General features: G+C 35.9%; 12 protein-coding genes. 11 read left to right on the top strand and 1 reads right to left on the bottom strand.

Annotation, left to right across the window (positions count from 1 at the left end; genetic code table 11):
* Positions 1 to 1,128 (bottom strand): hypothetical protein, encoded by a 1,128-nt coding sequence (locus tag HCX49_RS22585; protein WP_132773449.1) that lies wholly within the window; start codon positions 1,126 to 1,128, stop codon positions 1 to 3.
* A 155-nt stretch (positions 1,129 to 1,283) separates the two neighbouring features.
* On the opposite strand from HCX49_RS22585, the gene HCX49_RS22590 reads away from it, so the two are divergent.
* The 11 genes from HCX49_RS22590 to HCX49_RS22640 all read left to right on the top strand — a co-directional run bounded on the left by HCX49_RS22590 (position 1,284) and on the right by HCX49_RS22640 (position 12,808).
* Positions 1,284 to 1,934, top strand: coding sequence for an epoxyqueuosine reductase QueH (locus HCX49_RS22590; protein ID WP_021192033.1), 651 nt, complete (start codon positions 1,284 to 1,286; stop codon positions 1,932 to 1,934).
* 108 nt (positions 1,935 to 2,042) lie between these two features.
* On the top strand, positions 2,043 to 2,579 hold the full coding sequence (locus tag HCX49_RS25630; protein ID WP_132843715.1) for a YceD family protein: 537 nt from the start codon (positions 2,043 to 2,045) through the stop codon (positions 2,577 to 2,579).
* Positions 2,580 to 2,593: 14 nt separating this feature from the next.
* A complete protein-coding gene (gene rpmF / locus HCX49_RS22600) occupies positions 2,594 to 2,785 on the top strand; it encodes a 50S ribosomal protein L32 (RefSeq protein WP_021192035.1) in 192 nt (63 codons plus the stop codon).
* Between the two features lie 106 nt (positions 2,786 to 2,891).
* Positions 2,892 to 3,830 carry a phosphate acyltransferase PlsX gene (gene plsX, locus HCX49_RS22605; RefSeq protein ID WP_168128221.1) on the top strand — a complete coding sequence of 313 codons (939 nt, stop codon included), beginning with the start codon at positions 2,892 to 2,894 and terminating at the stop codon, positions 3,828 to 3,830.
* A gap of 5 nt (positions 3,831 to 3,835) precedes the next feature.
* The gene (locus HCX49_RS22610; protein WP_021192037.1) at positions 3,836 to 4,825 is read left to right on the top strand and encodes a beta-ketoacyl-ACP synthase III; all 990 of its coding nucleotides are present in this window, start codon (positions 3,836 to 3,838) and stop codon (positions 4,823 to 4,825) included.
* An 80-nt stretch (positions 4,826 to 4,905) separates the two neighbouring features.
* On the top strand, positions 4,906 to 5,379 hold the full coding sequence (accB, locus tag HCX49_RS22615) for an acetyl-CoA carboxylase biotin carboxyl carrier protein (RefSeq protein WP_168128222.1): 474 nt from the start codon (positions 4,906 to 4,908) through the stop codon (positions 5,377 to 5,379).
* An 82-nt stretch (positions 5,380 to 5,461) separates the two neighbouring features.
* Positions 5,462 to 6,811: an acetyl-CoA carboxylase biotin carboxylase subunit gene (gene accC, locus HCX49_RS22620; RefSeq protein WP_031289467.1), complete on the top strand. Its 1,350-nt coding sequence runs from the start codon at positions 5,462 to 5,464 to the stop codon at positions 6,809 to 6,811.
* Between the two features lie 75 nt (positions 6,812 to 6,886).
* On the top strand, positions 6,887 to 7,756 hold the full coding sequence (gene tatC, locus HCX49_RS22625) for a twin-arginine translocase subunit TatC (protein WP_021192040.1): 870 nt from the start codon (positions 6,887 to 6,889) through the stop codon (positions 7,754 to 7,756).
* The gene (rpiB, locus tag HCX49_RS22630) at positions 7,756 to 8,202 is read left to right on the top strand and encodes a ribose 5-phosphate isomerase B (RefSeq protein ID WP_021192041.1); all 447 of its coding nucleotides are present in this window, start codon (positions 7,756 to 7,758) and stop codon (positions 8,200 to 8,202) included. The genes tatC and rpiB overlap by 1 nt, the downstream gene beginning before the upstream one ends.
* Positions 8,203 to 8,289: 87 nt before the next feature.
* The gene (locus HCX49_RS22635; RefSeq protein ID WP_132773441.1) at positions 8,290 to 9,864 is read left to right on the top strand and encodes a M28 family peptidase; all 1,575 of its coding nucleotides are present in this window, start codon (positions 8,290 to 8,292) and stop codon (positions 9,862 to 9,864) included.
* 256 nt (positions 9,865 to 10,120) lie between these two features.
* Positions 10,121 to 12,808 carry a carboxypeptidase regulatory-like domain-containing protein gene (locus tag HCX49_RS22640; protein ID WP_168128223.1) on the top strand — a complete coding sequence of 896 codons (2,688 nt, stop codon included), beginning with the start codon at positions 10,121 to 10,123 and terminating at the stop codon, positions 12,806 to 12,808.
* The last annotated feature ends 27 nt before the right edge of the window (positions 12,809 to 12,835 follow it).

Here is a 12,835-nt window from a genome sequence, read left to right on the forward strand (position 1 = left end):
TTAATCGTTCTCACTTGGCCCTCTCGCATCTAAAGATAATGCAACAGGTGTTAAGGTATATTGTTTTTTCTTGTTGGGTTCTACATTATCTTTATCGGTAATCAAAAAACGGGAAACAATCTTAGTATCGGCATCGGCGACATATAAATATTTCGCTCCATCACGATTGTCAATAGCAACATCTAGTGGTCTTTTTAATCCTGTTAATGCCCCTGTAATGATACGTGTTGGTTGAATAGCACGGTCTCCTGAGACTGCTAATAATGCTCCTGCTCCTTCAAATAATAAAATTCTTCCGACACTAGTGCCGCCGGTAGAGGTATAACTAGCAACAGCAAGTAAGTCCTGACGGGCGGAATAACTAAATCCTCTGATTTCCCCCTGATCTGCTATAGTTAGAACAGCTTTGGGTGGAAATGCTGTCTCACTCAAAACTGAATCTGCGGGTTGATTTTTTCTTAAGATATCCTTAAATATCGCAATACCTTTCTTTTCTCCATTGACAGCGACATATAAGTCTGAATTATCTTCAGCGTTTTTAAAAGCCATTGTCCATGGGACTAATTTCCCTAGGGATATCTGTTGATTTCTTTTTGCTTTTCCTCTGTAACTTCCTGGTCGTTGAAACAGATAGATACTCGGAGGTCTAGTACCTTCACCAAGATCTGCTACATATAAATTTTCTGTACCCTTATTATAATGGTAGGCTAATCCTCTGACACGGGTTAACAATCCATTTGAAATTAAACCATTAGATGCGGGAGCTCCTGTTACAGGATTTACAGACATTACCTGAATGCTTGTATCTTTTACAATACCACCATCATTAGCACTGCTTTGAAAAATATATTTTGCGATTGGGTTAAATAATATTGCTGCCCCACCTTTTGTACTTGAATTATAGGATAAAGAAGGTTCAAAATGAGTCAATGAGTCAGCAGGATCAATAATATCGACATTGTTATAAGGTGTCTGCCCCTCATCCAATTGATAATCCGAAAAAGAAACATACAGCCTCGAGATTGCTACCTTAGCCAATGCTGGCTCATCATCCTCTCGTACACATGAAGTCAAGCATGTTACAATAGCCAATAAAAGTAAAGTTATATACGTTGTTAGTGATTTCATTTTTAATCTGATATAGGTACAAATCTACAAATATGATCCAATATAAAGATAAAAAAAGAGAGATTGGCGAGGGTACAATAAATTCTGTTTATCAAATATTTGCTAGTTCAGTACTTTTTGAGTAAAATTGCCAAACTTTTATCAGTAAAATAGCAATGGAAGAGAAGGAGTTCATCAGAGAAAAGTTAACATTACCTAACGAAGGCAAAAATCTGCTTTTACATTCGTGCTGTGCACCCTGTGCTGGTGAAGTAATGGAGGCTTTGATCAGCTCGGATATCAAATTTACAATCTATTTCTACAATCCTAACATTCATCCTCGTAAAGAATACGATTTACGAAAAGAGGAGAATATCCGTTTTGCAGAAAAACATAATATTCCTTTTATTGATGCCGACTATGATGTAGATCATTGGTTCGACTTAGCAAAGGGAATGGAAAACGAACCTGAGAAGGGAATTCGTTGTACGATGTGCTTTGACATGCGCTTTGAGAAAACAGCAGAATATGCTGCTGCGAATGGATTTGATGTTATATCAAGTTCTTTAGGAATCTCAAGGTGGAAAAACATGGATCAAATCAATGATTGTGGTGTACGTGCCGCCTCCCGCTTCGAGGGAATGGACTATTGGACATTCAACTGGAGAAAAAAAGGTGGTGCTATCCGCATGTTAGAAATATCTAAAAAAGAAAAGTTCTACATGCAAGAATATTGTGGTTGCGCTTACTCTTTACGGGATACCAACCGTTGGCGAATGGAAAACGGTCGGGAAAAAATAGAATTAGGTAAAAATTATTATGAATAACCGCTTGCTATAAGGCATATAAATGAAGTCGAAATTGAAATATATTTTAAAAAAAAATTTCAATGCTAACTTATTTATACATACCTTTGCAGGCTCAAATGCAAGATTGTGAAACATCTAATACAATACAAAATACCGTTTTCGGGGCTAAATGCAGGGAAGCACAATTTTGAGTTTGAGATCGATAAAAAGTTCTTTGATTGTTTTGAGCATTCCATTGTTAAAGATGGTCATCTAACAGCAAATGTTGAATTACAGAAGCAAGAAAATCTGCTTATTTTAAATTTCACAATTGTTGGAGATATCGGATTGACTTGTGATGTTTGTTTAAGCGAATTTCCATCGCCTATTACAGTAAAAGAGCGGATATTGGTCAAATTCACCGCTGAGGACTGGACTGATAATACGGAAGAAGTATTGGTTTTATCCAAAAGCGATCATGAGCTAGACCTGACTGAATTGCTATATGAATATATCAATTTGGCAGTTCCTTTGTTTGCTAAATGTAGTGATCAAGGAAAAGATATTACCTGTGATCCGATTATGTTAGCGCATATATCAACTGAGCAACAGAAAGAAGAGCAAGTAAAAGAAGAGAACATTGACCCACGTTGGGCCGCATTAAGAAATATTAAAAATAACTAAAACAGAAATACGAGATGGCACATCCAAAGCGTAAGACTTCTAAATCAAGAAGAGACAAGAGAAGAACACATTATAAAGCAGACAGACCTAGCTTAAGCATTTGTAAAGAAACTGGTGCAGTTCATTTACCACACCGTGCATACACTGTAGATGGTAATTTGTACTACAACGGTAAATTGATCATTGAAAATACGGCTGTTGTCTAACTTAGATCTTTCAAAACATAAAACATCCCAAAACGAGTATAATTTTCAGATTATACTTTAATTTGGGATGTTTTTTGCGTATTATTGACTTGAAAAATAATCACGAATGAAGATTGGTTTAGATATTTTAGGTGGCGATTATGCCCCTAATGCAACAATATTAGGTGCGATAGAAGCTCAACAACTCTTGACAGAAGATCAAAAACTTGTTCTTTTTGGTGATGAGGAGGAGACTAAATCGCTTATTGAAAAAGCTGGGGGTAATCCTTCGGACTTTGAATATATACATGCACCTGAAAACATTAGTATGGGTGAACACCCTACTAAAGCGATTACACAAAAACCCAACTCTAGTATAGCCAAAGGCTTTGAATTACTAAAAAACGGTGAAATTGATTCTTTTGCTTCTGCTGGTAACACCGGAGCAATGCTTGTCGGATCTATTTTTAGTGTAAAAACGGTACCTGGCGTACTAAGACCTGCTATAACGACAATTGTACCCAAACTGAAATCCGGTTTTGGACTACTCCTTGATGTCGGAGCTAATGCAGACTGTAAACCCGAAATGCTCAATCAATTTGCGATTTTGGGAAGTTTGTATTCGCAACATATGTTTGGTATTTCTTCTCCGAAGGTTGGTTTATTAAATATCGGTGAAGAAGAAGAAAAAGGAAATATCCTAACCACAACCACCTATCCCCTTTTAAAAAATAACGAACGCATTAATTTCATCGGAAATGCCGAAGGCCGTGATCTGTTTTCAGATATTGCCGACGTGTATGTTTGTGATGGTTTTACAGGGAATGTTGTTTTAAAGCTAGCAGAATCATTTTACGTAGTAACATTGAAAAAAGGACTTAAAGATGAGTTCTTCGACCGATTCAACTACGAGCAGTATGGAGGTAGTCCTGTTTTAGGAGTTAATGCTCCTGTTATAATAGGCCATGGAATATCAACTCCTCAGGCTATTAAAAATATGGTTTTACAATCTAGAGATATGATCCAGTCAGATTTTATTGACAAAATCAGATCTGCTTTTAATTAAATTTTATGTCAAAAATTCATGCTGCGATTACAGCAGTTGGTGGATATGTTCCTGATTATATCCTCACAAATAAAGAGCTGGAAACTATGGTTGAAACCAATGACGAGTGGATTGTATCTCGTACAGGTATCAAAGAACGTAGAATCTTAAAAGGAGAAGGTAAAGCTACTTCAGACCTTGCTGTACCTGCGGTGCAACAATTATTAGAAAAAAGAGGAATTACTGCAAAAGATATTGATTTGATCATCTTCTGTACAAGTACTCCAGATATGCTTTTTCCTGCCACAGCTAATATCTTAGCCGATAAAATTGGGGCTACAAATGCTTGGGGATATGATTTACAAGCGGCATGTTCAGGTTTTCTTTTTGGCTTGACAACTGGTGTCCAATTTATTGAATCGGGTAAACATACAAAAGTATTGGTTGTCGGTGCCGATAAAATGTCTTCAGTAGTCAACTATCAAGATCGTAATACGTGTATTTTATTTGGAGATGGTTGTGGTGTAGTGCTACTCGAACCTAACACTGATGGCAATGGTATTCAAGATGCAATCTTGAAAACGGATGGTTCAGGTGGTCAATATTTAAATATCAAAGGTGGCGGTTCTCTAAATCCGGCATCCCATGCTACTGTGGACGCTGGTTTACACTATGCTTATCAAGAAGGAAAAACGGTATTTAAATTTGCTGTTACCAATATGGCTAATGTAGCAGCCGAGATTATGGAGAAAAATAATCTTCAAGCTTCGGATATTGCTTATTTGGTACCCCATCAAGCAAATAAACGTATTATCGATGCAACAGCAGAACGTGCTGGATTACCGGAAGAAAAAGTAATGATTAATATTCAGAAATATGGGAACACCACAAGTGCCACTATTCCTTTATGTTTATGGGAATGGGAAAGTAAACTGAAAAAAGGTGATAACCTGATTTTAGCAGCTTTTGGCGGTGGATTTACTTGGGGATCTGTATACTTAAAATGGGCTTACTAAGTACAAATATTATTTTGTAGCTTTGAAGGCTGTTTTAAGAATTTTAAAAATTAACACTAAAATATTTAACCTGCATAACTATGGGTATGGACATTAAACAAATTCAAGACTTGATTAAATTCGTTTCAAAATCAGGTGTGAATGAAGTAGCAATCGAAGAAAAAGATTTCAAAATTACGATAAAAACAAATCAGGAGCCTACATATGTAACCGCTTCGGTTCCAGTTGCAGCAGCACCAGTGGCAGCGGCTCCTCAACCGACTGCAGTTGCTCCAGCAGCGGCAGCTCCTGCAGTAGTTTCTGAAGAAGCTAATTTTATCACGATTAAATCGCCAATGATCGGAACTTTTTACCGTTCTGCGGGACCTGGTAAACCGACATTTGCTAATGTTGGCGACGAAATTAACAATGGTAATGTATTGTGTATCATTGAAGCGATGAAATTATTCAATGAAATTGAATCTGAAGTTTCAGGTAAAATTGTTAAAATCTTGGTAGAAGATGCTCAACCAGTTGAGTTCGATCAACCATTATTCTTGGTAGATCCTAGATAAACAATCGTCAATATTTTTATTGTCGATCAACATGAGCGCACAGTTACTGTGCACTCATACCTCAAAACTTACAGAAAATACAATGTTTAAAAAAATATTAATAGCTAATAGAGGAGAAATCGCTTTACGTATCATCCGCACATGTCGCGAAATGGGTATCAAAAGTGTAGCTGTTTATTCAACAGCTGATAAAGATAGTTTACACGTTCGTTTTGCGGATGAAGCTGTTTGTATCGGTCCTCCTGCCAGTAAAGATTCTTACTTAAACATCCCAAATATTATCTCAGCTGCAGAATTAACAAATGCAGATGCGATTCATCCTGGATATGGTTTCTTAGCAGAAAATGCGAGATTTTCTTCAATATGTGCACAGTATGGTATCAAATTTATTGGTCCCACTGCAGAGCAGATTGAAAAAATGGGCGATAAATCACAAGCAAAAGATACAATGAAACAAGCTGGCGTACCTACGGTACCTGGTTCTGATGGTCTTTTGAGCTCATTGCAAGAAGGTGTTAAACTTGCTAAAGAAATCGGATACCCGGTTATCATTAAGGCTACGGCTGGTGGTGGCGGTAAAGGTATGCGCATTATTTGGAAAGAAGAAGAATTTGAACATGCTTGGGATTCTGCACGTCAGGAATCTGCTGCAGCCTTCGGTAACGACGGTATGTATCTGGAGAAATATGTAGAAGAACCAAGACATATCGAAATTCAGGTAGTAGGTGATCAATACGGTACAGTATGTCACTTATCTGAAAGAGATTGTTCTATTCAACGTCGTCACCAAAAGTTATTGGAAGAAGCTCCTTCACCTTTTATTACGCCAGAATTACGTCAGAAAATGGGCGAAGCGGCTATCAAAGGTGCTAAAGCTGTTAACTATGAAGGTGCTGGTACAGTAGAGTTTTTAGTTGATAAAAACCGTAACTTCTACTTCATGGAAATGAATACACGTATTCAGGTTGAGCATCCAGTAACAGAGGAAGTCATTAATTTTGATTTAATCAAAGAACAAATCAAAGTTGCTGCCGGTATCCCTATTTCAGGTAAAAACTACGAGCCGACCATGCACGCGATCGAATGCCGTATCAATGCTGAAGATCCATTTAATAACTTCCGCCCATCACCAGGAAAGATTACTAATTTCCATTCACCAGGTGGTCACGGTGTACGTATCGATACACATGTATATGCGGGTTACACGATTCCTCCATATTACGATTCGATGATTGCTAAAGTAATCTGTGTTGCGCAAACACGTGAAGAAGCTATCTCAACAATGGAAAGAGCTTTAAGTGAATTTGTTATCGAAGGTATTAAAACAACAATACCTCTTCATTTACGTTTAATGCGCGATCCTAACTTCAGAGCTGGTAACTTTACTACGAAGTTTATGGAAACTTTTGACCTTTCAGAAGATAATGTATAATAAAATTATCTTTACATAGATAAAAAATACCATTCTTTTCAATAAGAATGGTATTTTTGTTTACAAACAATTTTTATGAGTACTACAGAACGGAAAAGCCTAGTCGAATCTATAAAAGATAAAGGAAAAAATTTAGAAGCAGAAATGTCATTCTTTGATCATCTCGAAGTACTGAGATGGCATTTGGTTCGTTCGGTGATTGCAATTTGTATTTTCGCAGGTTTATCATTCACTTTCTATGATTTCGTATTTAACGAAATCATTATGGGGCCAAAAAGTCTTAATTTCTGGACATATAGAATGATGTGTCTTGTTGGTAACAAGTTTAATATCGATGGATTCTGTGTCGAACATATTCCTTTCAATATTATCAATACTGAACTAGCGGGACAGTTTATGTTGCAAATCAACTCTTGTTTGCTCATGTCTTTACTATTGGGTTTCCCTTACATCTTATTTGAAATCTGGCTTTTTATCAAACCAGCTTTAACAGATATTGAACGAAGATCTGCTCGAGGATTTGTTTTTTATGCTACCCTATTGTTTGTATTAGGAGTATTATTTGGTTATTATGTAGTCGTTCCGTTATCTGTTAACTTCTTAGCCAATATTTCATTAAGTATCGAAATTACGAATCAGATTACCATTGACTCTTACCTTTCAACGATCGCTACATTATCGTTAGGCTGTGGTATTGTGTTCTTATTACCAATTCTGATCTTTATCTTATCAAAATTAGGTATTATGACTCCAGAGTTTATGCGTGCAAGCAGAAGATATGCAACGGTTATTATCCTTGTTGTGGCAGCGATTATTACTCCTACAGCGGATGTCATCACCATGTTGACGGTAGCTACCCCAATGTTCCTTTTATACGAAATTAGTATCTTAGTATCAGCGAAAGTTAAAAAACAAAAATTAGCACAAGAAAAAAACAATATATAATGAGTACTGTAAAGACAATTGCAATAGGAAGTGACCATGCAGGTTTTGAATACAAAACGGCTATCGTAGCTTTATTAAAAGAATTAGGTTACGAAGTAAAAGATTTCGGACCATATAATACGGATTCTGTTGATTATCCAGATTATGCTCATCCGGTTGCAAGTGAAGTGGAAGAAGAAAAAGCAACATTAGGTGTATTGATATGCGGTAGCGCAAATGGTGTGGCAATTACAGCAAACAAACATCAAGGGATCCGCGCTTCAATAGCGTGGTTAGAAGAAATTGCAGCATTGGCACGTCAACATAATGATGCTAACATTGTGTGTATTCCAGCAAGATTTATTGATCTTGATCTTGCAAAATCAATCGTTAAAACATTTGTAACGACAGATTTTGAAGGTGGTAGACATGCTACACGTGTTGGTAAAATTGCCTGTGGTTGTTAATTTTAACATAATTTAATAGACGGAGAAAAGGTATATATATACTTTTTCTCCGTTTTTTTTGTTCTATTTGTTCTAAATGAAAAAACAATGAAAAAATTATTCAGTTTAATTTGTCTTATTTCGTCCATTTACAGCTGTGCAGTTGCACAAAATCCAGCTGCAAAATATGCTGATCTGATTACTGAAGAGTCTTCCAGAAAGCATCTTACTATCCTAGCATCTGCAGATCTTGAGGGACGTGGCACAGGTCAAAAAGGTGGTCGTTTGGCTACTGAATACATTGCAAATGAATTTAAAAAATTAGGATTAACACCACCTGTTGCAGGTAAATATTTTCAACCGGTAAGTTTACTAAAAAACAGTTATCAGGTTAAGAGCTTTAAAATTGGAGGCCGTCCTTTTGTCAATGGACAAGATCTACTGGCGTTAGGTAATAATGAGTTGAAATCAATCGACGATAAAGAGATTATTTTTATCGGTTACGGTATTGATGACCCCAAATATTCTGATATCAAAGGAATTGATTTGCAAGACAAAATTGTGATGCTGATCAATAACAAAGAACCTGTTGATGCAAAAGGGAATTCTGTGATCACTGGAACGACAAAATTATCGGAATGGTCCACCGTGCGCAATAAAAAGATTAGAGAGGTGCTAAAACATAAGCCTAAACTTATTCTTGCATACACTGAGGATCTCGGTACATGGCTGGAAAGTGCAGGAGATCGTGCAACCGAAGGACGCTTTAATTTAGCTCAGGATCAAACAGCTCCTGAAACTAATCCAATGCCTATTGTTGTCAATATCACCGATCATGTTGCTAACTATATCCTGAATCAGGGAAAAACAAGTCTTGCAAATATTACATCAAAAATCAATCAGAGTCAAAAGCCTCAATCTTTTGCTATCAATACAAGTTTTAATGCACAATTGGGTATGGTGGCTGAACAATTCACGGATCCTAATGTACTGGGCTTGCTTGAAGGGTCTGATCTGAAAGATGAAATAATTGTTATAGGTGGCCATTATGATCACGACGGCAAAAGTTCAAATGGCACTATCTTTCCTGGAGCTGATGATAATGCTTCAGGAACTACTGCTGTTCTTGAGTTAGCGAAAGCATTTAGTCAGGCTAAAGCTGAGGGCAAAGGTCCTCGGAGAAGTATCTTGTTTATCACATATGCTGCAGAAGAAAAGGGTTTATTAGGGTCTAAGTATTATACCGAAAACCCGGTCTTCCCTCTTGAAAATACCGTTACTTGTATCAATATTGATATGATAGGACGCATTGACGATAAGCATTTAAATGGAAATCACAACTATATTCATTCCATTGGAGCAGATAAATTAAGCTCTGAATTAGCAAGAATCAATAAGGAAGCAAATGATAAATCCAGCAAACTGGAATTAGACTTCATGTACGATAATCCAAAAGATCCAATGCGTCTTTATTACCGATCTGATCATTATAATTTTGCCAGTAAAGGTATTCCTTCAATTTTTTACTTCTCAGGTTTACATCCGCATTATCACACGCCTGAAGATACTGTTGATAAAATAGATTTCCCGATTATGGTCAAAAGAGAAAAATTTATTTTTCAAACGGCTTGGGATGTTGCCAATAGTGCTACAAAACCTGCTGTAGATAGCAAGAAGGATTAAAAATTAGTTGCGTAAGATTTTTAAAGTGGTTCTCCTGAATAAGGAAACCACTTTTTTTTATGTGCTTATTGCACCTAATTAAACGAGTAAAACTGCTTCCTATTTTGATAACCGATCCAACTGATTAAATCGGATAAACAATTTCATGCAGCATAAAACAAAGTGAATGTGTTAAAAATAAGTTAATTAAAAATCGATATCTAAAAAAGTAATTATCTTAGCGAGCAATAAACCAACCATTCCTAAAAAGTCAATTATGAAGCTATATGTATTAAGCTTGCTATTTTTATGCATTAATTTTGCCTATTCCCAAAACTCAGGAAGTTTGAAAGGGACTGTTATTGATCATACAAATAAACCGCTTGAAAAAGCAACAGTTTCCATTCTTATGCAACAGGATTCTTCGGTACTCTCCTATTCTCTGACAAATGATAAAGGAGAATTCAACCTCGTTAAACTGCCTGCAAATAAAAATCTGATCTTATATATCTCGCACGTCAATAGCAGCAACTATCATCAGGACATTCTTTTAAATCCTGACGAAAAAAAGCAATTAGATTCGATTAAACTGGGGGGAAAACTATTGGACGAGGTCGTCATTTCTGTTGCACCACCTGTGCGCATGAATAAAGATACATTAGAATATAACACTGATTTTTTTAAGACTAGACCGAACGCCAATGCTGAAGAACTTTTAAAACAGTTGCCTGGTCTACAAATTAATATGGATGGTACTATTTATTATGAAGGTAAAGAAGTTTCTCAGGTAAAAGTAAATGGTAAAGATTTTTTTGCCAGCGATCTGCGAATTGCTACACGCAATCTAGATGCTTCCTTAATTAAAACGGTACAGGTATACCGCGATAAAGGCGAATCAAAAAAAACAGTGGAGGATGAAGAAAAATTACCTATTACCATCAATCTGAAATTCAAAAAAGATTTTCTGAAAGCAAGTTTTGGTAAATTATATGGCAGTGTCGGAACTAGAGACCGCTATGAAGCTGGTGGTCTGTTCAATACTTTTCAGGATACTTTGCAATTGAGTTTAATCGGATTTGGTAATAATATCAATCGAGAAAGTTTTGATTACAATGAACTTAATCAACACGGTGGATTAGGAAGAGCTGAAAATTATGGTTTTAATGACTTTGGTGGCAGAAATTATAATGGCAAAGCAAATGATATTGCCGGTGGCTTTAACCTCAATAATGATTGGGGAAAGAAAACAAAACTAAACCTCATGTACATGTTAAAGTACAAAAATGAAGAAGGCCAAAACCAAGGAAGTCAAACCTCGCTGTATGATAATGTTAAGCAATTTGGCGAAAACGAATATAATAGCTATCGGAAGTCGCTTGCGCACAATATCAATACGCTTTTCAGACACCGAATGGATACAACAGCATACGTCGAGTTTACACCTAAGCTTTCAATTACCAATAATGATGGTAAAACTGATAGCTGGATGAATACCTATACCGAAGACAAAAAAATAAATAACAGCAAAAGCAATAACACATCAGATGGGTATAATATTAATTACGATCATAATTTCCACATTGAAAAACAATTAAGTAAGAAACATCTTGTATCTCTAAAAAATACCATCAATATTAGAAATGATAAATCAGAAGAAATTGGCAATCAATTAACAGAGATATTCCAGAACCCGATCCCAAATACTAGTCTATGGGAAAACAGAACGAATCGAGAGAAATCCAGCAGTATCAAAACTTTTGCTGGGTATAATAATACCAGTATCGAAAAACTAAATTTTGATTTCTATATTTCTTATAATACTTCGAGTAGCAGACCTACACAAAGTTTATTCTATAACAGAGATAATACAGGAACTATCCATGGTGAGCAGTTTGAAAACAGCTATAGTTTTAAATCACAGGAATATGTGACTGCCATGAAATTTTACTGGAAACCTTTCAAAAAATTAGCGGTAAACTTCGGTACAGCATATGCAGTTAAGGATAATCAATTTGATTTATTCAAAATCAATAAACGAAAAACAACTTCGAATGGTTACTGGCTACCTAATATCAATATTCGCTATAAAGATTTTGATCTTTCTTGGTCTAAAGATTTAGAATCACCTGCAACATATCAGATCCAAAGTATTAGGGATACACTAAATCCTCTGATGACGCGACTGTCAGCTTTTTTCTATGAGAATAAACTGCAACAAAGTACGCGCTTTTCATTCAATAAATACACACAAAAATACCAACTGGGATTTAGTTCCGGTGTAAACTATAAAGATAAAAGTGAGGGTCATAGAAGTTGGCGTAATGTGACAAATGGACATTATACCATACAGGCATTTCAAGCAGGATCAACGACTAATTATAATGGCTATTTATATGGTAGATATAATTTTAAAGCTGGTAACGATTGGGTATTTTATATATCTCAAAACAGTAGCTTATATACCTACCAATATTATTCTTCGATCAATGATGTGGACAACAAATTAACAAACCTCGGCATCAATCTAACACAGGAATTTTCTATTACTTGGAAGAATTTAATCGGCCTAACGCCTAAATATACCTACAGCTGGAACAAGGCTCAGAATTCGGTTAAAAACAATCCCGATTTTATTGCTACCGCTAATAGAACACACAATGTTGGCGTAGGATTAAATATAAATCCTATAAAAGGTTTTTCTCTAGAGACCTCCTATTCACTAGAGAATAGGGCAAGTGGCCTAAGTGGAAGAGACAATTATCATATACTGAACTCTTCTATTTATTACACGTTGAAAAATAATTCCCAGATCAAATTAACGGGTTTTGACATCTTAAATCAAAACAGACAGAACTACTGGGGTACCAGTGGCAATACAACCTATTTTCAAAACACGGTTACTTTAAGACAGTACTTTTTGTTAGGATATATTTATAAATTTAAAGTAACAAAACTGAAAAATTAAACAAACAGGCTTCACAATTGTTGAAAC

The organism is Sphingobacterium sp. B16(2022) (assembly GCF_012030425.1).
GTDB classification, from domain to species: Bacteria; Bacteroidota; Bacteroidia; order Sphingobacteriales; family Sphingobacteriaceae; genus Sphingobacterium; species Sphingobacterium anhuiense.